Raw genomic sequence first — 18,933 nt, forward strand, 5'->3', positions numbered from 1 at the left:
GACGACGGTCGCGAGTCGCAATCGACGAATTGGCATAGGCCCGTGCGAACTTGCGCGCGCTTCCTACAAATAAACCTCCTTGTCACGCGCGTTTACGGGCACGTAACCCACACCATGGTTTCCTGGCATTATCTTCAGTTTCATCACATGGTGATCGACGTACCGATCGCGCAATCCCATCCCCAGGAGGACCCCAATGACCGTTGCCGATTCGAGTGCGATCGGACAGACCGTCGCACCGTTCCGCGTCACCGCAGATTTCTGGAAGTCTCTGCCGCAGATGCCGGTTGCGGAATACCCGGGCACCGAAGGCTTCATCGACGACGTGTACGCAAACCCCGACGGGTCCGAGATGTCGGCCGGCTACTTCGAACTCCGGCGCACCGACGACCCCCTTGACTACCTCTACGAGTACGACGAAATGAAGGTTGTGCTCGAGGGCGAGTTCGTCCTCGAGAACCTCGACACCGGACAGAAGGAGGTCGCCAAGACGAAGGATGCGATTTTCTTCCCGAAGGGATCGCGGATCCGATTCAGCACCCCTGAGGGTGCGTTGGCGTTCTACGTCGGTCACCGCTCCTTCGCACCGTGATCAGCGATGGCAGTGAGCATGACCACCACCAGCGTGCCTGCTGGACGACCGCGCCGCCACAACGCGATGGTGACGTCGAGACTTCGGCGTCCTGTCACCCGGTGGCCGGGGGTGCTGGCGCGCGAATCCCGCGCACGCGCTCGGGGCCGGCGTGATCGACAGTGAATTTCGTTGTGGCGGTTGCCGAGAAACGCTGACCGTCTACCACCACTACTCCCGCCGTCACCATGCCTATCTTGGTTATCGAGCAGATTCGGAGGACCTCACGTGACCGAAGTAGTCGAGGCCGCGACAACCAGCGCCGGGGCAGGGAGCGACCTTTCCGTCGTCGTTGCCGACACCACGATGCTGTGTGAGGACATCTGTCAGGTCGTCCTGGCGCCAGTCGGCGGCGGAGCGTTGCCGTCCTTCACCCCGGGCAGTCACATCGCGGTCACCTGGAAGCCGGGGACACGCAATTCCTACTCCCTGACCGGCCCGGCGATCGAACCGGGCCACTACTCGATCTCTGTTCGACTGGACCGGGCCGGTGCCGGCGGGTCGCGGTGGGTGCACAACCTCGCCGTCGGCGACCAGGTGACCGCGTCCCGGCCGCGCAGTGCGTTCGCTCCGGTTCCGAACGCACGCCACCACGTCCTCGTCGCCGGCGGCATCGGGGTCACCCCCATCCTGTCGCACGTGCGTGCGGCGGTGCAGTGGCGTCGCTCGTTCGAGGTGATCTATTCCTTCCGCTCCGGCTTCGGCGCACACGTCGACGACCTGATGGAGCTGTGCGGGGACCGGTTGACGATGGTGGAAACCCCGGAACAATTCTGGGGCCACGTGACACCAACTTTGACCCGCCAGCCGATCGGCACCCACCTCTACACCTGCGGACCGATGCCAATGATCGACGCCGTCACAGAAGCTGCGCTCGCCCAGGGCTGGCCGCTCCAGCGTGTGCACTCGGAGCCGTTCTCCTCCGGCATCTCCGCCGGGGGTGAACCCTTCACTGCGACGCTGGGCCGCACCGGTACCGCCGTGACGGTCGGACCCGACACCAGCTTGCTCGACGCGCTGCTGGACAGCGGCTTCGACGTGCCGAATCTGTGCCGGCAGGGCGTGTGCGGGGAATGCAAGCTCCCGGTGCGCGGCGGTCAGATCGAGCACCGCGACCTCTATCTCACCGATGAGGAGAAGTCCACCGGTGACGTGATGATGCCGTGCGTGTCCCGGGCCGTTGGCGCGGATCTGGAGCTGGACCTATGACCTCCGCGGCATCAGACACCAGAGGGAATGTCATGACAAGCATCGACGACTCCGACAGCGCCACCGCGCAGGTCGGCATTACCGCGGCCAGCATGGACCTATCCGGCAGGCAGTACCTCCTGATCGCGATCGGTGATGCCCCCAGCACCACCGCCACGGTCGACAGGTGGGCGCGGGATCTCGCCTCCGCCCACCGGGCAACCGCGTTGTACAGCCTGCCCGACGGTGCGGGTGTCGAGGACCTGATCGACGCCAGCACTGTCGGGGTCCGCATCATGATTTCCGGGGCGGAGTCCGAGGTGATGAGGGCCGTTGCGGTAGCGCGCGCCGCGGGAATTCTGCCGTGCGAATTGTTCATCCACATCTCACACGTGGACGTGATCAACGTCTTCTGCCCGCACTGCGACACCGCCACCCGCGCCCTCGCGCGCCCAGACCACACCATCGAGTGCTCAGGCTGCGCCCGCGACCTCCTCGTGCGCCCGCACACCTCCTCGCATCGTGCGATGTATCTGGCATCGGTTGCCTGACGGCCGACTGGAGATCACCCCTGCACTTCCATTCCGTCCCGACACTGGAGCGAAGTACCGTGACCGAACTGCTCACAAGCGACCTGACCTGTTTGCCCTGGCCTTTCCCGGCAGGGGACGAAACCTTCCGCTACGCGGTCAATGTCGAGCCCGCACCCCGATATACCCCCACCCTCGCCGGGGGTTGGGGCCGACACGTCGTCGACCTCGGACTCGAATACGTGCCGATGATGCAGCTCAAACGGGAGATCCTGGCGAAAGATCCAGGGCGAGTGCAGATTTTGCCGCACATGATCCCTGCGTGTTGGGACGTCATGCTCTACCTCATGCGGCAGATGGCCGACTCCTACCCGGAGACCATGCAGCTGACCGGCCAGGGCGACCACTACCACTGGCGCAACGCATTGCTCGACATCGACCAACACTTCGAAATGGGTGATCTGGCCACGCTGCCGGAGGACCCGCTGACCTTCATCGGTTGCCAGGTGCCTGACGACATCCTCCTGCTCACCGAGCGCCACGACCAACTCTGGTTCGACGCGGCCATCGTCACCTTCGCAGCCGACTGGTCGATCAAGTTCGACGTCGGGATGAACTTCAACGAAATTCACCGCCCCGTACCCGGGCTGACCAGCGGCGGCATCACCAGCCGTGCGCAGCAGTTCATGCGTCATCTCACCACCGACCGCATCTTCCGCCGCGCCAACTGGACCTTCTCCGCCGTCGGCTCACCGCACCGCGACACCAGCCTCGAAACCCGGCCCGAATGGGAAGACGACATTCCGAATCTCGTCGCCGACGGAGACTACGGACGCGTGCAACTGCGCATCGAACTCGAACACCTCATCCGCCTGCCCCTCACCGGAGCACTCGTCTTCAACATCCACACCTACATGGCGCCACTGTCGGACATCGCCACCATCCCCGCGTGGGCCGAGCAACTCGCCGACATCATCACCGAACTTCCCGCCGACATCGCCACATATAAAGGAATCGACAGTTACCGCCACCACGCCGCCCGCTGGCTGCGGACACAGTCGTCGGCTCCCGCCTCCACCTGAGACAACCGAGGTCTCAGAAACACCGCGTCCGTCGATTCGGCACCGTCTGCCAGTGATCCCCGATATCACCGCGGAGTTCGACGCCGTGAGGTCGCCGCTCGGCGCCCTCAGATCAGGGTCGGGCCATTGGTCGCTGACACCGCGTCGAGAAAGGCGCTCGGGACCGGCGTCCACTCCGGCCGCCACAGCCCGTGCAGTTGATCGTCGCGGAGGCCGCGCAGGGTCGACACGACATACGGTCCTCCGTCGAGGAGGTACCGGATCATGTCGCGATCCGCGCACTGCGCCGCGATCGACGCCAGCACCTGTTTCGCTTCGTCGTTTCGGCCTGCGGCCGCGAGGCAGCTGACGAGCAGTCGATTGGCATGCAGTAGTCACCGGTGCCGTCCTCGGCCTTCGATCCTGTGTACCCCTTCCCCGGCCCAGGTGCAGGCGGCCGCGGTCGTCTCCGCCGATCGTTGACCGAGGAGAACGGTGATGGCGGTGGCGTCCTCGAGTTGCGCAGTGATCTCGTTTAATCCGTGGACCGGGTGTCGCTGTCGAGGTCCTCGGTGAGCACTTTCACCGCGACGGTGCGGTCCAGGGATGGTTGACGGCAGCGATAGACGATGCCGAACCCGCCACGCCCGGTTTCCCGGGCGTCCTCGAATCCGTCCGCGGCCAGCTCAGTGGTGATCGCGGGACGGGGAGGACGCTGAGTGGTCGGTGGATCGAACTCGGCCATCGGCGGCCGCCTCACTCCCAGACATCGGCATCACCAGACGTCGGTCCCTCGCAGGCACCGCTCGACGCGGGTGTTTGTCCGGGATAGTCCCCGAGCCCATCGGTCAGTCGTCGGATTCGGCCTCGCCGTGACGCGTACCCAGACCGGGTCGGCGCACTCCACCGCTTCGGCGCCGAGAACCTGGGTGAGCACCGTGAAAGGCGAGGTTCGCGGAAACTCCGAGCACACCAAACACCAACACCACCGTTAGCGCCTCGGGCGGTCTGCGGCTGAGCGCGTACCCATCGGGGAGCGTGTAGCCGCCGGTGGCTACGCCTGAAGTATGCGGGCGATGCCTTCGCGGGCGGTGTGTGCTTGGCGGATCAGGGGGAAGAGGGCGTAGTCGTGCTGCATCCCGATTTCCTCGGTGTAATCGACGGTAGCGCCGGCATCGCGTGCTCGCTGAGTGAGGGCGCGGGAGTCGGTGACGAGGATGTCGTGGGTACCGGTGTAGACGCTCATGGGCGCGAGGCCGGTGAGGTCGCCGAAGAGGGGGCTGACGCGCCAGTCGGTAACCTCGAGGTCGCCGGCGTAGAGTCGGCCGGCTTCTTTCAGTCCTCCGCGCGCGAGGAGGATGTCGCGCTTCTCGATGGTGGCTTGGGCGGGGTCACTCATGGTGACGTCCAGCCAGGGGGAGAGAAGGATCAGCCGCGATGGCTGTGGTGCGCCCCTACGTTTGAGTTCTTGTGCCGCGGCGAGCGCGATTCCGCCTCCGGCGGAATCGCCGATCACCGCAACGTTATCGGCGCCTTGGGTGGAGATTGCCGATTCGACGATGTCGGCGGCATCGGCGACGGTGCGGGCGGCGGTCCGGTGCGGGGCGAGGGGGTAGATCGGCAGCAGAAGCCGGACCGATGCCGCAGCGGTAATGGTTCGCGCGAACAGCCAGTGGAAGGACACTATTTCGCGGACATAGGCACCACCGTGGAAGTCGATCACAGTCTTTCCGTATCGCCCGCTGTCCGGTTCGATGGTGAAGACGGGAAACCCGCGCGTGCGGTCGGCGGAGAGCCGCACCCCGGGCAGGAGTGGAGATGGTGGCGGGTTGAACGATGCCGGCCGCAACGATGTCGCGTGGACGTCGCGGCGTGTGTCCTCGGCGGTGCGGAGTTTGGTGCGGCCCATCAGTATCCGTACTCCCGTGTGGACGATTGCGGGGCGGATGTCGGGAATGTTCACGCCACTCATTGTGACTGGGTTTGACGGATTCGGGTTGGTTTGCTGCGACGGGCGCGTATCGCGTTCTTGATGCGGCTACAACTAGGCGGAGTTGCGTTCGACGACACACTCGACGCAGGAATGCCGGGAGCGTTTCGATATCGTCCAGAGACAAATGCTGCACAGGAACACTCGATCGTGCATGTCACGGCTTCGAACATTGCTTCCTGGAAATGTCCGAACTGATCGCCGCCGGTGGAGCAGATGTCACCCAGATCGCCGCAGTTGCCGAGCGCTACGGTCTGCACTTCGGCGAACCCGACTGGTTTCCCGACGTGATCGCCCGATACGCCCTGACACGGTCGTGAGCCTTGCTCGAGCCTCGACGCTTGCGGTGTCGTTCACTGGTCCAGCGCAGACCAGAACCCTGACCATCAGGTCGATGCGCCGCGCCGCGCCGGGGTGACCGCAGCACATCCATGTCGACCACGCGGGCGGGGCGACAACCTCGCGGCCCACCCGATCTGGTGCTGCCGCGATGACGTGAGGACGACGTCCTGGCTGTAAACCGCCTGGACCGGCCGCGGCTCGCGCGATCAGTCCGACGAATTCAGCTCAGGTCGAGTTCGGTTGCGGTGGCCAGGTATTCGATCTGCTCGAACGTCACCGGGACGGTGGAACCCCTGATGGGTGGTGCTGATGATGACCTGTTGGGTGGAGGGGAGGGTGATCGAGAAGTAGGCGCTGCCGCCGTTGGCGGGGTAGTTCGCGCGGGTGACGGTGGATCCGTCCGGCGACGTGGTGGTGATGCGATTGATCTCGTTCAGGTACTCATCCTGCGGTGACGGCGCGGGCCGGCCACTGACGACGACGATATCCAGACGCCCAGCGGCCCTGGTGGGGGATACCACGGTATTCACCTCGCAGACGTTGTCCCTGCCGAAGTCGGTCAGCCGAAGTGATCCGATCGGCCGATCCAGGGTGAGATAGCGGAACTAGACCGAATTCGGTGAAGCTGGTTGGTGTGACACCGGTATTCCGACCATCGCCCCGCACCGGAGCCCGGTGCGGGGCGAACGTCGGGGTCTAGCGGTGTGTGAACTCCGGCGTGCGCTTCTCCACGAACGCGGCCATGCCTTCCTTCTGGTCCTCGGTGGCGAAGGTGGAGTGGAAGACCCGCCGTTCGAAGCGGATCCCTTCGGTGAGGGTGGTCTCGAATGCCCGGTTGACTGCTTCCTTCGCCATCATCGCGACGGGGAGTGACATCTCGGCGACGGTGGTCGCGGTCTGCAGTGCTTCGTCGAACAGGTCGGCGGCAGGGACGATGCGGGATACGAGTCCGGCGCGTTCGGCCTCCTCGGCGTCCATGGTGCGGCCGGTCAGGCACAGTTCCATGGCCTTCGCCTTGCCGATGGCGCGGGTGAGGCGTTGGGAGCCGCCGATGCCGGGGATGACGCCGAGTTTGATCTCGGGCTGACCGAACTTGGCGGTGTCGGCGGCGAGGAGGATGTCGCACATCATTGCCAACTCGCAGCCGCCGCCGAGAGCGTATCCCGCCACTGCGGCGATGATGGGCGTGCGTGCGGCGGCGATGCGGTCGCCGATGGAAAAGAAGTCGTCCAGGTAGACGTCCATGTACGACTTGGTGTGCATTTCCTTGATATCGGCGCCGGCGGCGAACGCGCGGTCGGAGCCGGTGACGAGGATGGCGCCGACATCGCTGTCGGAGTCGAGTTCTTCGACGGCGGAGACGATTTCGCGTAGAAGCTGGGTGTTCAACGCGTTGAGTGCTTTCGGGCGGTTGAGGGTGATGATCCCGACCCGGCCCTTGCGGTGGAGGAGGATGGTGTCGTAGTCGGTCATTGGTCTTCTCCGGTGGTGGTGGGTGGGGTGAGCCCGAGTTCGAGGTCGCCGAGTGGTGCGAAGAACGCGTCGACCCGCGCCGGGTCGACCTCCTCGATGGTGGCGGGCGACCACCGCGGGTTGCGGTCCTTGTCCACGACCTGCGCCCGGATGCCCTCGACGAGGTCGGGCGAGTTCAGGCAGGCGACGGACACCCGGAACTCGTCGTCGAGGACTTCCTCGAGACTGCCGGCCTGCCGGGCGCGGCGCAGCGATGTCAGGGTGACCGCGCACGCGGTCGGCGACTTCGAGCGCACCTGCTCGGCCGCCTTCTGAGCCTCGGGCACCCCACTGCCGCGCAACCGGGCGACGATGTCGGCGACACTGTCGGCGGAGTACGCGGCGTCGATCCAGCCCTGCTGGCCCAGCAACTCCGATGCCGGTGCCGGTTCGGTGAACGCGCCGAGCGCCTCCTGAACCGACGTCGCCGACAACGCGTCGATGAACTGCTCGATCTTCTCCGACGGAATGAAGTGGTCGGCGAACCCGCACGCGATCGCGTCGCCGGCACTGAGCCGGGCGGTGGTCAGGGCGATGTGGGTGCCCAACTCGCCCGGGGTGCGGGCGAGCAGGTAGGTGCCGCCGACGTCGGGGACGAAACCGATGCCGGTCTCGGGCATCCCGATCATCGACCGTTCGGTGACGATCCGCACGCTGCCGTGCGCCGACACCCCGACCCCGCCGCCCATCACGATGCCGTCCATGATCGCCACGTACGGCTTGCCGTAGCGCGCGATGGCCGCGTTGAGGAGGTACTCATCGCGCCAGAACTCCCGCGAACCGGTGCCCCCGTCCTTCGCGTCGTGGTAGATCGAGACGATGTCGCCGCCCGCGCACAGGCCCCGCTCCCCGGCACCGGTGATCACCACCGCCCGGACCGCGTCGTCGCCGGACCATTCGGCCAGGGCCGCCGCGATCTGCCGGACCATCGCATGATTGAGGGCGTTGATCGCCCTCGGCCGATTGAGCACGATCCGGCCCAGCCCGCCCCGCTTCTCGATCAGAACGTCCGGTTCCGTGGGTACCGCGTCGCTCATGCCGCTCCTCTGTTTCCGATGACGCTGCGGGCGATGACCACCCGCATGATCTCGTTGCTGCCCTCGAGGATCTGATGCACCCGCAGATCCCGGACGATCTTCTCGATTCCGTACTCGGCAAGATAGCCGTACCCCCCGTGCAGTTGCAGCGCCCGGTTCGCGACCTCGAACCCGGTGTCGGTGGCGAACCGCTTCGCCATCGCACACAGTTCGACGACGTCGGGGGCGCCGTCCTCGAGCGCCGCCGCCGCCCGCCACAGCAGGGTGCGGGCCGCCTCCAGTTCGGTGCGCATGTCGGCGAGCTGGAACTGCAGTGCCTGCGAGTCGATCAGCGGCGACCCGAACGCCTTCCGGTCCGTCAGGTAGGCGACGGCCCGCTCCAGCGCGGTCTGCGCGCCGCCCACCGAGCACGCCGCGATGTTGAGCCGGCCACCGTTCAGGCCGGCCATCGCGATCCGGAAACCACCACCCTCGGACCCGAGCAGGTTCGCCGCCGGCACCCGCACGTCCTCGAAGATCACCTGACGGGTGGGCTGGGCGTTCCAGCCCATCTTCACCTCGTTCGGCCCGAAGGACAGACCCGGCGACCCCTTCGGGACGATGAACGCCGAGATCCCGCGGGGACCGCTGTCCCCGGTGCGGGCCATCACCACGTACACCTCGGAGGTGCCGGCACCGGAGATGAACTGCTTGACCCCGGTCAGGACGTAGTCGTCGCCGTCCCGGACCGCCCGGGTGCTCAGCGCCGCCGCATCCGAACCGGCACCCGGCTCGGTGAGGCAATAACTGCCGAGCTGATCCATCGAACACAGCCCCGGCACCCACGCGCGCCGCTGCTCGTCGGTGCCGAACCGGTCGATCATCCAGGTGACCATGTTGTGGATGGAGATGTACGCGGCGATCGACGGGCACCCCTTCGCGAGCTGCTCGAAGATCCGGGCCGCGTCGACACGAGTCAACTCGGACCCACCCACGTCCTCGCGGATGTAGATCCCACCCATCCCCAAAGACGCCGCCTTACGCAGGACATCCACCGGGAAATGCTTGGCCTGATCCCACTCCACGGCATGCGGCGCGAGATGCTCGGCCGCGAAGTCGCGGGCAGTGTCGCTGATCGCCCGCTCGTCATCGGTCAAGGTGAACATATGAATCGACCCTTTCAGATCGGAGAAGTTGGAAGTACTATAGTTGGATATCCATGTAAATTGCCAATGGGTGTGACCCACTCCAAACCGAAACACTTCGACACGGGAAGTGCCGACACGGTCCCGTCGCCGAAAGCGAGATTCGCGAAATACACACTCAGGACGTTCATTCGATGCCCATTCCGGACAACTAGGAGGCTTCCGGTGGCCACTGCGCAACCACCCCACTCGGTGCCGGCTGCCGAATCTGTGCCGCCGTATACATCGCTGATCGCCGCCATACTGCAGACGCAGAAGCTGATCACCCATCACCTCAACTCCACGTTGCGACCACTCGGACTGTCGTTCGCCCGCTACGAGGTTTTGGCCATGATGGTCGCCGCGCACGCTCCACTGCCCATGGTGCGAATCGTCCGTGCTCTGGACAGGCATCCCACCACCATCGGAACGTTGATCGACGGACTGGAAGGTTCCGGATTGGCCTTTCGGACGATCAATCGGTCCGATCGCCGTTCGACCCTCGTCACGATTACCGACAAGGGTCGTGAGGTGGCAACCTCGGCGACGCGCGCCCTCGATGCCGTCGCCCTCGCGGACCCGAAGGTCATGCGCCGTCTCCACGAGGACCTGCAGCAGCTACTCTCCGCAACCCGGCGTGCATCGACCGCCGCACGGGGCGGACACCACACCACGGCGGCCGACCTACCGGGAGGCCGGCCGTGATCGACGTCCGCAACATCCGCTCGGATGACCTTCGGTACCTGCTCGCCGTCGCGCGAACCGGACGCCGCCAATCCGCGGCGCTGGACCTGGGCGTCGACCACACCACCGTCTCGAGGCGTGTGCGTGCGCTGGAGAAGGTCCTGGGTGTCCGTCTGCTGCAGCGTAGTGCCGACGGATGGGAGCTGACCGATGTCGGCCGATCGATCGCGGAGAAGGCGCGACTGATCGAGGAAGCCGTTCAGGAAACCGCCGACGTGGTCCTCGGTATCAGTGAGAATCCACTCCGGGGAACCATCCGGATCACCGCTCCGGACGGATTCGGGTCGTTGTTCGTCGCTCCCGCATTGGCCAAGCTGCGGATGAGTCACCCGCACCTTGTCGTCGAGTTGATCACGGATACAAGGCAACTGAATCTGTACCAATCAGGGTTCGACCTCGCTGTCGCGGTGGGCACACCGATCACCAGTCGGCTGGTCTCCGAACGTGTTTGCCAGTACTCGCTGGGGTTGTACGGCAGCGAAGGATACTTCCGCGAGCACGGTGAACCCGGCAGCCTGGACGAGCTGACAGCGCACCCGCTGGTCTTTTTCGTCGACTCCTTGCTGCAGGTCGGGGATCTCGACCTGAGCCGGCATCTGCCCGGTGTCGCGGCAAAGTTCATGTCCACCAACATCTTCGCTCATGTTGCTGCCACGCGTTCCGGCGGTGGCATCGGGCTGTTGCCGGCGTTCATGGCGGACCAGCACACCGATCTGCGCAGGATCTTGCCGGAGGCCGTCGATGTTCGCCTTGCCTTCTCCCTGGCCGCGCGCCGCGAAAGCCTCACCAATCCGGCGGTCCAGGCCGTCCGGCAAGCGATTCAAGAAGAGGCGCGCAGTCGGCGAGACGAACTGGTCCCCACTGTGTAGGTTCCCGGCGCACCCGGGGCGGTGTTGCACGAGGCAGACTCCTGCAACACCGCCCCGGTGTGCCAGTCGGACTCTCACCGAGTTCACGCCTGCGCGGGCACCATCGCATCGAGCGGATCGGTGGCCTCGACCGAGTCGAGCCAGTCGAGAATCTGTTCGGTGTGCTGTCCGAGCACCGGCGGCGCAACATGCGCGGACCGCACCAGCGACTCACCGCCGGCCGTTTCCATCCGCAGGGACGGACCCGGCAACTGCACCGGCCCCACCACAGGGTGCTCGACCTCGAGGAGCAGGCCCTGACTGCGGGTCTGCTCCCACTCGTAGACCTCGTCGATCGTGCGGATCGACCCGGCGGGAACACCCGCGGCCTCGAGCGCGGCGAGGACGTCAGCCCGAGGACGTCGGGCGAAATCGGCCTCGATGGCGGCGATCAACGCATCCCGCGCCGCGACCCGGTCCCGGTTGACGGCGAACCGCGGATCCCTGGCTGACAGCCCGGCCACCGGGGCGAATTTCGCCCAGATCGCCTCGCTGCCGACCGCGATCTGAACGTATCCGTCCGCGCAGCGGAAGCTTCCGTACGGCGCGATCTGCGGGTGGTGGTTACTGGACCGCTGCGCGACCTGTCCACCGACCGTCCACTTGGTGCCCTGGAAGGTGTGGGCGCTGATCGCGGCGGCCAACAGGGACGTCCGGACGACCATGCCCTTGCCGGTCTTTTCCCTCGAGGCCAGAGCGGCCGAGACTCCCGTGGCGCCATGGACACCGGCGAGGACGTCGGCGACCGGGACTCCGATCCGCGTCGGCTCCCCGTCGGGGTCACCGGTCACCGACATCAGCCCGGCCTCGCCCTGGGCGATCTGGTCGTAGCCGGCGCGGGATCCCTCCGGGCCGTCGTGCCCGAAGCCGGTGATCGACAACGTGATCAGCCGCGGGTTGAGCTCTTCGAGGACGTCGGCCGGAAAGCCCAGCCGGTCGAACGCGCCCGGCCGCAGATTCTCGATCAGCACGTCCGCCCGCCGGATCAGGCGGCGGAGTGCAACCTTGCCGTGCTCGGATTTGAGGTCGAGCACGATCGATTCCTTGTTCCGGTTCGCCGACATGAAGTACGACGACTGCGGGTCGTCGGCCGGCCCGACGAACGGCGGCCCCCACGTGCGGGAGTCGTCGCCGGTGCCCGGGACTTCGACCTTGATCACCCGGGCACCGAGGTCACCGAGCATCATCGCGGCGATGGGCCCCGCCAGCGCCCGCGAGAGGTCGAGCACGAGGATGTCGCCCAAGGGTCCGACAGTCATGGTGCGCTCCCTTCTCAGAGTGTGCGCAGGCGCACGTTGACCTGCTTGGTCTGGGTGAATCCGGCGATCATGCCCTCGAGCGACACCTCGCGGCCGAGGCCACTCTGCTTGTATCCGCCGTACGACTGGCCGACCATCTGGCCGCCGCCCTGGTTGACCTGCACCCACCCGGTTTCGAGGGCATGGGCGGTGGACAGCGCCAGATCGAGATTGTGGGTCCACACGTAGGCGGCCAGACCGTAGTGCGAGTCGTTGGCCATGTCGATGACGTCGGAGTGGTCGTTCCACGGGATCGCGACGAGCGCCGGCCCGAAGATCTCCTCACGGGACAGGCGCCAGGAGTTGTCGGCGCCGGAGAACACGGTCGGGCCCATGTAGTAGCCGTCGGAGTTGCCGAGCTTGTCCGGTGAGCCGTCGAGGACGGTGGCAACCTTGGTCGAGCTCAGGCCGTCGTCGAGGAACCCGCAGACCGAGGCGAACTGCTTGTCGTTGACGATGGCGCCCATGTCCGTGGACTCGGCGAGCGGATTCCCGACCTTCAGCCCGGCCAGGGTGTTCACCAGCCGGTCGAGGACCTCGTCGTAGACGTCCTGGTGCAGGAACAACCGGGAACCGGCGGTGCAGCTCTGTCCCTGACGGTGTACCCGGGTTGACAGCAGCAGTTGATTGATGAAGTCGTCGTCGATATCCACGTCGGGGAATACGATCGAGGGGTTCTTGCCGCCGAGTTCGAGGGAGACGTGTGCCAACCGGCCACCGGCCTCACGGGCAACATGACGTCCCACTTCGGTCGAGCCGGTGAAGGAGATCTTGTCGACGTCCGGGTGCTGGACCAGTGCTTCACCGGCCACCCTGCCGGATCCGGTGAGGACGTTGAGCACACCGGCCGGGAGGTGTTCGGCGCAGATCTCGGCGAGCAGCAACACGCTCAGCGGAGCCGCCTCGGCCGCCTTGACCACGACGGTATTTCCCGCGACGAGGGCGGCGGGGATCTTGAATCCGGCGATCATCAGCGGGGAGTTCCAGGGCAGGATGCATCCGATGACGCCGAGGGGCTCCTGGCGGGAGTACTGGAGCTGATCGTCGCCGGCGGGCAGAACCGTGCCCTTGATCTCGCCGGCGACACCGGCGAAGTACCGGAACAGGTTCGCCAGGGTGGCGACCTCGGGGCGTGCCTGGGTGCGCAGCGCGTTTCCGGTGTCGAGGGCGGTGAGACGGGCCAGTTCCTCGGAGCGGGCGTCGATGGCGTCGGCGATCTGGCTCAGGATCCGGCCTCGCGCCGTGAAGTGCTGAGACCGCCACCGAGGGAAGGCTTTCTGCGCAGCACGCACCGCGCGATCGACGTCCTCGGTGCCCGAGGACGGGACACGGCCGATCACGTGCTCACGCAGAATCGGGGTGGTCACCTCACTCCACTGACCGGAACTGGCGTCCACCCAGGCCCCGTCGACGAACATGGGGTAGTCGCGGGCCTCGGGAATATGGAGCTCAGCGAGTGAGGTTTGCGTGGAGGTCATGTCGGAATCTCCTTGATATACGGATGGCTCTGCTGGGGTGCAGGGAACAGCGTTCAGGTGGACGGAGCGACGCTTCCGCGCTCGGACAGCGCGCCGATCGCGAGGGCGTAGACCTCGTCGACCTCACCTTCCGCATCGACGGCTAGCAGAAGCGGCGCGTAGTAGTCGAGCAGCGGTCGGGTCTCGTCGTGATAGACCCGCAGACGACGACGAATGACGTCCTCGGTGTCGTCGGCGCGGCCACGGGCCAGCATCCGTTCGACGACTACATCGTCCGCTATCGAAAAGTCCAGGACGGCGTCGATCTGGCTCAGCTGTCGGCCAAGGAGCTCATCGAGGGCGATCGCCTGAACCACGGTGCGGGGGAAGCCGTCCAGAATGAATCCTGTGGCCGTGTCGTCGGCCGCGAGGCGCTCCGCGACCATCCCGATGGTGACCTCGTCCGGGACGAGTTCGCCGGCGTCGAGGAACGATTTCGCCGTCCGTCCCAGTTCCGTGCTCTGTGCGATGTGGCTGCGGAACAGATCGCCGGTCGAGATGTGGGAGAGCTGCAGCGCCGTCGAAAGCGACTGCGCCTGTGTGCCTTTACCCGCTCCCGGCGGCCCTGTCAGAATGATGCGCACAACGAGTTCCTTTCACATCGAGCAGCGTCTCACTCCCGCGGCACGGGGCGAGGTCTACGTGGGAGGGGCTACGACTGTTGTGCCTGCACGTCATATGCACCGGCACGGATTGCCGTCACGATCGCAGAGAAGTCACGGCCGGGGCCGTCCTGGGCGACGAACTGTTCGTAGAGTTCGGTGGCACGCCGTCCGAGCGTCGTTTCGACACCGTTGTCCGTCGCTGCGGACTGCGCGAGTCGGAGGTCCTTGAGCATCAATGCACTCGCGAACCCGCCGGCATAGTCGCGGTTGGCGGGGCTGGTCGGAACCGGTCCGGGAACCGGGCAGTTCGTGGTCAACGCCCAGCACTGACCGGACGCGGTCGACGAGACGTCGAACAGTGCCTGGTCGGTCAGGCCCAGCTTTGCGCCCAGCGCGAAGGCTTCGCTGACGGCGATCATGGAGATCCCCAGGACCATGTTGTTGCAGATCTTCGCAGCCTGACCTGCTCCGGAGTCGCCGCATCGGACGATACGGGACCCCATGGCGTCGAGCAGTGAGCTTGCTCGGTCCACCGCCTCGGCCGGGCCGCCGACCATGAAGGTGAGGGTTCCGCCTTCTGCGGCGACCGTGCCTCCGGACACCGGGGCGTCCACCGCCTGATGCCCGGCGCCGACAGCCAGTTCAGCGGCGGCTCGCGCGTCGCCGACATCGATCGTCGAGCAGTCGAGGAAGAGGGTTCCCTGCGATGTGGCCGGGACCAGGTCGGCGTAGACGTCGAGCACGTGCTTGCCGCTGGGCAGCATGGTGATGATCACGTCGGCACGCTCCGCTGCATCGACAGGAGATGCAGCAGAGTCGATTCCGTGTGATGACGCCTTCTCGGATGCCGCTGGGGAGGGGTCGAATCCGATGACTGTGTGGCCGTTGCGCACCAGATTCGTGGCCATACCCAGGCCCATGTTTCCGAGGCCGAGGAAAGCGATCTTGCTCATCTGTACTCCTAGCGGTGTGGTAACCGACGTTCAACGCGCGGTCCGAGTCGATGCCGGCAGGTGACGTCGACTCGGACGAGCCCATGGGATGGACCCCGGGAATCTCTTCGCTTCGCGCAGTTTCCGGCGGGGACGAATACAAGTGTGCCCGGGTATGGAGGCCGGGGGAATCACCTAACCTGCAATGGGGATGTGCAATATTGCATCACCGCGCGCCGACAGCAGACCCGAAACCGCCATCGTCGTCGGAAGGGGGCGATCACGTCGGACCGTTGGGCGGTGGGCCGAGGTCGACGGAGATTTCCACGCTCCCGAATCCGAGGTAATCCACTCGCAGCCCGCCCAGCCTCAGCGTGGCGGTCGCCTCCTGTACGTGGGTAGTCAGCGGGTGAAGCCGGGCGCGGTCCCATTCCGCGTGGAGGGGTCATCGTTGTCGAGCAGCAACGCGAACAGCTCGTCCAGTGCCCGCCGGAACTCGCGTACGTCCTGCCGGGTGGCGATGTGCTCGACCACGGTCCTCACCTCTGGTCGGTGTATCGGCGCCGGCTCTTCGCGCGTTGCACAACGACAGGAATGACCGGGTACGGCAATCGCACACCACCGTCGGACTACCCCGCGTCGGCGCGGTGCGCGGTGCCGAAGCGGCGTTGGTAGGCAGCCGGTGACATCGACAGCTCTCGCACGAAGACTCTTCGTAGGCTCTCGTAGCTCGGGAAGCCGGCGAGTGATGCTGCTTGTGTTGCGTTGTGCCCCTGGTCGAGAAGCGCCTTTGCCATGTCGAATCGGACCAGCTCGACATACCGGGCAGGTGTGGTGGACAGCTCGGTTCGAAAGAGTCGCGTGAGGTGTCGAGGGCTCACGTTGAGGTGTCCGGCGAGTTCGGCGAGCGAATGCTTCCCGGCGGGGTCCGCCGTCACCAGATCCACAATTCGACGGAGGGCTGGTGTGCGCGGCGGCGGGCCTTGGAGTGGGGCAGAGAACTGCGATTGTCCGCCGGCGCGCTGCAAGTAGACCACCAGGCGTCGGGCGACGTCGCGCGTCAGATCGGGGCCATGGTCTTCCTCGACCAGCGCCAGCGCCAGGTCGATGCCGGCGCTCACGCCCGCGGACGTGTACGTGCTGCCGTCGCGAACATAGATCGAGTCGGGTTCGACGAGGGTTGTCGGGTGCCGGGCGGCAAGTTCGTGTGCGACTTTCCAGTGCGTGGTCGCGCGTTTGCCCTCCAGGAGGCCGGCAGCCGCGAGGATGAACGCGCCTGTGCAGATGGAGCCGACCCGAGCAGATCGCGTTGCGAGCGTGCTCGTGGCCTCGACGAGGTCGCGGGAGATGGCGGTTCGCGGGTAGACGTCGCCGCCGGCCACGAGGAAGGTGTCGGGTGCCGGCTCCGATCCTGCGTCGCCGTCGACGGAGATTTTTATCCCGATAGACGACGCAACACCGGCACCGGTCGGCGACAACAACACGATCTGGTAGTCGGCGCCGCATCGATTCGCCTCCGCGAACACCTCGGCGGGGCCGGCGACATCGAGCAGCTTCACCCCGTCGTAGACCAGGACCGCGACCCGATGCGGGTGGGGGCTCGTATGCACGCTCACCGTCTGTCCGAATTCGGGTGATTCATGGCCGGACCGTGGCGGCGCCGGACGCTCGATGTTCGGCACCGTAGAGGGACGGACACATCGTCTGTTCTACAACATCGAAACCTGAAAGTGCAGGGCCCATGACCGAGATCATCGCAGGAGTAGAGATTCCCGAGACACAGGCGGCAGCCGAAGCCACTCGCCTCGTCCAGGATACGACGAGCCCCCTGATCTTCCATCACTCACGGCGCGTGTTCCTCTTCAGCACACTCCAGGCTCGCGAGCTCGGCCTGCAGCCAGACCCTGAGCTGCTCTACCTCTCTGCCCTCTTCCACGACACTGGCCTGCTCACGCCCTTCTCGAATGTCGAGCAGCGGTTCGAGCTCGATGGGGCCGATCATGCTCGCAAGTTTCTGCTCGATCGCGGTTTCTCCGCTGCTGCCGCCGAGGTGGTCTGGACGGCGATCGCGCTGCACACCACACCCGGGATTCCCGGCCGGATGGGGGACGAAGTCGCCGCCACCCACTTCGGCGTCCTCACCGATGTGGTCGGGCTGGGTCTGGCCGGACTGAACCCGGACCGGGTCGAGGAGATCACCGCTGTCCATCCGCGGGGTGACTTCAAGAACGAATTTCTGCGTGCCTTCGTCGACGGGCTCAGCAGCCGGCCGGACACCACCTACGGCACCGTCAGTGCCGACGTACTGGACCACTTCGTTCCCGGCTTCCGCAGCATGAGCATGGTTGATCGCATCACGGGGTCGCCGTGGTCTGCATGACTGGGACGCACCGGAAGACAGCGCGCGATCTTCAGGCAACCTCGTTCAGCACCATCGGTGCGGACGCCCGGACCCACAACCATTCGACAACCTACTCAGAAGGAACGTCATGACCAGCGTGAATCTGGGCAAGCAGCACCCGTCCGTCTATCGGAGCCTGACGACGCTGGACGCGGAAGTGAAAGCTGCTCTGGAAACGGCGGGAGTGGACCCGCTCCTGGTGGAGTTGGTGAAGATCCGCGTCTCCCAACTCAACGGCTGCGCCTTCTGCCTTCGCTTGCACACCCGCGACGCCCTCGCCAAGGGAGAGACGACGAATCGACTGGCCGTCGTCGCAGCGTGGTGGGAGTCGCAGTATTTCAGCGACCAGGAGCGCGCGGCTCTCGCTCTCGCCCAACAGGTCACCGCTCTCGCCGTTCCGGAACGGCGAACCTGGGATGACGGCTCCCTCACAGATGAGCAGGTGTCCGCGATCGGCTGGCTGGCAACCGTGATGAACGCCTGGAATCGGGTCGCGATCACCAGTCACTACCCGGTTGCGCCGTAAAGTTCTCGGCCCTCGGCCCTCGGCCCTCGGCCCTCGGCCCTCGGCGCTGTCGCCGAGGGCCGGCTCTCGGAAGGGCCTGCGACGACCAACTCGCCCTCTGAACGAAATGCACCGAAAGCGCTGCCGCACTGGATCCGGCGCGCTGTTGAGGTCGACCTGGGCTCGATCGCCAACGAAACATGCTCTACTACAAAGCTTGTGGAGATTCGAGAGTTTCCGGTGAGCCAGTGCGGGCGAAGGAAGGACAGAGCGTCGAAGATCGCTGTCTAGTGGAGTTGAGTGGTGACCTTGTCGCGTGCTTCGTCGCCGCTCAGCCTGCCGAGCGATGCCGCGATCGGCCGTGCATTCGTTGACGAGTTGCTCGACCCGCTGCGCGAGTTCCGGGACGGTCTGCGACTCGACGAACATGATCTTTCCGCGGCGCCGATGGTGCGATGTAGTCGGTGAAGGCGCGGACGACGTGCCGAATCAGATCGTGGGGCTGCGTGCGGCGTCTTGTGAATGTTGACATCGACCGCTGTTGACAGCGTGTGATGTCAGTTCTAGTG

At 65.8% G+C, this 18,933-nt stretch carries 23 protein-coding genes and 1 pseudogene; 11 read left to right on the forward strand and 13 right to left on the reverse strand.

The genetic code is table 11. From position 1 onward, the window contains the following. Positions 1-196: 196 nt before the first annotated feature. The 5 genes from FND50_RS16935 to FND50_RS16950 all read left to right on the forward strand — a co-directional run bounded on the left by FND50_RS16935 (position 197) and on the right by FND50_RS16950 (position 3,431). Entirely contained in the window at positions 197-592 is a 396-nt protein-coding gene (locus FND50_RS16935) for an ethanolamine utilization protein (protein WP_144286438.1), read from the forward strand. Positions 593-743: 151 nt separating this feature from the next. Continuing rightward, complete coding sequence (locus FND50_RS37780; RefSeq protein WP_397494080.1) at positions 744-863, forward strand: hypothetical protein; 120 nt, start codon at positions 744-746, stop codon at positions 861-863. Beyond that, positions 860-1,840: a PDR/VanB family oxidoreductase gene (locus FND50_RS16940; RefSeq protein ID WP_144286439.1), complete on the forward strand. Its 981-nt coding sequence runs from the start codon at positions 860-862 to the stop codon at positions 1,838-1,840. The genes FND50_RS37780 and FND50_RS16940 overlap by 4 nt, the downstream gene beginning before the upstream one ends. Positions 1,841-1,872: 32 nt before the next feature. After that, a complete protein-coding gene (locus FND50_RS16945; RefSeq protein WP_144286440.1) occupies positions 1,873-2,370 on the forward strand; it encodes a dimethylamine monooxygenase subunit DmmA family protein in 498 nt (165 codons plus the stop codon). A 59-nt stretch (positions 2,371-2,429) separates the two neighbouring features. Then, the gene (locus FND50_RS16950) at positions 2,430-3,431 is read left to right on the forward strand and encodes a DUF3445 domain-containing protein (protein ID WP_144286441.1); all 1,002 of its coding nucleotides are present in this window, start codon (positions 2,430-2,432) and stop codon (positions 3,429-3,431) included. A 107-nt stretch (positions 3,432-3,538) separates the two neighbouring features. Here FND50_RS16950 and FND50_RS36120 read toward each other — a convergent pair whose 3' ends face one another. The 3 genes and pseudogenes from FND50_RS36120 to FND50_RS16965 form a co-directional block, all read right to left on the reverse strand. Then, positions 3,539-3,736, reverse strand: a complete 198-nt coding sequence (locus FND50_RS36120; RefSeq protein WP_186301300.1) for a hypothetical protein — start codon at positions 3,734-3,736, stop codon at positions 3,539-3,541. Positions 3,737-3,963: 227 nt separating this feature from the next. Continuing rightward, positions 3,964-4,155 (reverse strand): annotated as a pseudogene (locus tag FND50_RS16960) (hypothetical protein); the annotation flags it as partial. A 309-nt stretch (positions 4,156-4,464) separates the two neighbouring features. Further along, on the reverse strand, positions 4,465-5,373 hold the full coding sequence (locus FND50_RS16965) for an alpha/beta hydrolase fold domain-containing protein (RefSeq protein WP_313905320.1): 909 nt from the start codon (positions 5,371-5,373) through the stop codon (positions 4,465-4,467). Between the two features lie 212 nt (positions 5,374-5,585). On the opposite strand from FND50_RS16965, the gene FND50_RS16970 reads away from it, so the two are divergent. Further along, positions 5,586-5,720, forward strand: a complete 135-nt coding sequence (locus tag FND50_RS16970) for a hypothetical protein (protein WP_260851003.1) — start codon at positions 5,586-5,588, stop codon at positions 5,718-5,720. A 228-nt stretch (positions 5,721-5,948) separates the two neighbouring features. Here the strand turns inward: FND50_RS16970 and FND50_RS16980 are convergent, their stop codons facing one another. From FND50_RS16980 to FND50_RS16995, 4 genes are all read right to left on the reverse strand, one after another. Continuing rightward, positions 5,949-6,272: a hypothetical protein gene (locus tag FND50_RS16980; RefSeq protein ID WP_260851004.1), complete on the reverse strand. Its 324-nt coding sequence runs from the start codon at positions 6,270-6,272 to the stop codon at positions 5,949-5,951. A gap of 166 nt (positions 6,273-6,438) precedes the next feature. Further along, the gene (locus FND50_RS16985; protein WP_144286442.1) at positions 6,439-7,215 is read right to left on the reverse strand and encodes an enoyl-CoA hydratase; all 777 of its coding nucleotides are present in this window, start codon (positions 7,213-7,215) and stop codon (positions 6,439-6,441) included. Beyond that, positions 7,212-8,291: an enoyl-CoA hydratase/isomerase family protein gene (locus FND50_RS16990; RefSeq protein ID WP_144286443.1), complete on the reverse strand. Its 1,080-nt coding sequence runs from the start codon at positions 8,289-8,291 to the stop codon at positions 7,212-7,214. Before FND50_RS16990 ends, FND50_RS16985 begins: the two co-directional genes overlap by 4 nt. Further along, a complete protein-coding gene (locus FND50_RS16995) occupies positions 8,288-9,436 on the reverse strand; it encodes an isobutyryl-CoA dehydrogenase (protein WP_144286444.1) in 1,149 nt (382 codons plus the stop codon). Before FND50_RS16995 ends, FND50_RS16990 begins: the two co-directional genes overlap by 4 nt. 204 nt (positions 9,437-9,640) lie before the next feature. Here FND50_RS16995 and FND50_RS17000 point away from each other — a divergent pair, with 204 nt between their 5' ends. Together FND50_RS17000 and FND50_RS17005 are read left to right on the forward strand one after the other, a co-directional pair. Further along, positions 9,641-10,159: a MarR family winged helix-turn-helix transcriptional regulator gene (locus FND50_RS17000; RefSeq protein ID WP_186301301.1), complete on the forward strand. Its 519-nt coding sequence runs from the start codon at positions 9,641-9,643 to the stop codon at positions 10,157-10,159. Then, entirely contained in the window at positions 10,156-11,067 is a 912-nt protein-coding gene (locus FND50_RS17005) for a LysR family transcriptional regulator (protein ID WP_005568041.1), read from the forward strand. Before FND50_RS17000 ends, FND50_RS17005 begins: the two co-directional genes overlap by 4 nt. Before the next feature lie 83 nt (positions 11,068-11,150). Here the strand turns inward: FND50_RS17005 and FND50_RS17010 are convergent, their stop codons facing one another. The 6 genes from FND50_RS17010 to FND50_RS17035 all read right to left on the reverse strand — a co-directional run bounded on the left by FND50_RS17010 (position 11,151) and on the right by FND50_RS17035 (position 17,140). Further along, complete coding sequence (locus FND50_RS17010) at positions 11,151-12,365, reverse strand: CaiB/BaiF CoA-transferase family protein (protein WP_144286445.1); 1,215 nt, start codon at positions 12,363-12,365, stop codon at positions 11,151-11,153. A gap of 14 nt (positions 12,366-12,379) precedes the next feature. Further along, positions 12,380-13,882, reverse strand: coding sequence for an aldehyde dehydrogenase family protein (locus FND50_RS17015; RefSeq protein WP_144286446.1), 1,503 nt, complete (start codon positions 13,880-13,882; stop codon positions 12,380-12,382). A 53-nt stretch (positions 13,883-13,935) separates the two neighbouring features. Then, a complete protein-coding gene (locus tag FND50_RS17020) occupies positions 13,936-14,505 on the reverse strand; it encodes an adenylate kinase (protein ID WP_144286447.1) in 570 nt (189 codons plus the stop codon). A 68-nt stretch (positions 14,506-14,573) separates the two neighbouring features. Further along, positions 14,574-15,479: a 3-hydroxyisobutyrate dehydrogenase gene (mmsB, locus tag FND50_RS17025; RefSeq protein WP_144286448.1), complete on the reverse strand. Its 906-nt coding sequence runs from the start codon at positions 15,477-15,479 to the stop codon at positions 14,574-14,576. 381 nt (positions 15,480-15,860) lie between these two features. Further along, the gene (locus FND50_RS36780; RefSeq protein WP_260851005.1) at positions 15,861-15,992 is read right to left on the reverse strand and encodes a hypothetical protein; all 132 of its coding nucleotides are present in this window, start codon (positions 15,990-15,992) and stop codon (positions 15,861-15,863) included. A 95-nt stretch (positions 15,993-16,087) separates the two neighbouring features. Then, positions 16,088-17,140: a GlxA family transcriptional regulator gene (locus FND50_RS17035; protein WP_144286449.1), complete on the reverse strand. Its 1,053-nt coding sequence runs from the start codon at positions 17,138-17,140 to the stop codon at positions 16,088-16,090. 59 nt (positions 17,141-17,199) lie between these two features. Between FND50_RS17035 and FND50_RS17040 the strand changes: the two genes are divergently transcribed. The 3 genes from FND50_RS17040 (at position 17,200) to FND50_RS36125 (ending at position 18,832) form a co-directional block, all read left to right on the forward strand. Then, complete coding sequence (locus FND50_RS17040; protein WP_144286450.1) at positions 17,200-17,838, forward strand: HD domain-containing protein; 639 nt, start codon at positions 17,200-17,202, stop codon at positions 17,836-17,838. Between the two features lie 109 nt (positions 17,839-17,947). Further along, a complete protein-coding gene (locus FND50_RS17045) occupies positions 17,948-18,385 on the forward strand; it encodes a carboxymuconolactone decarboxylase family protein (RefSeq protein ID WP_144286451.1) in 438 nt (145 codons plus the stop codon). Positions 18,386-18,667: 282 nt separating this feature from the next. Then, a complete protein-coding gene (locus FND50_RS36125) occupies positions 18,668-18,832 on the forward strand; it encodes a hypothetical protein (RefSeq protein ID WP_186301302.1) in 165 nt (54 codons plus the stop codon). The last annotated feature ends 101 nt before the right edge of the window (positions 18,833-18,933 follow it).

The organism is Rhodococcus sp. WB9 (assembly GCF_007558985.1).
GTDB lineage: Bacteria > Actinomycetota > Actinomycetes > Mycobacteriales > Mycobacteriaceae > Rhodococcus_F > Rhodococcus_F opacus.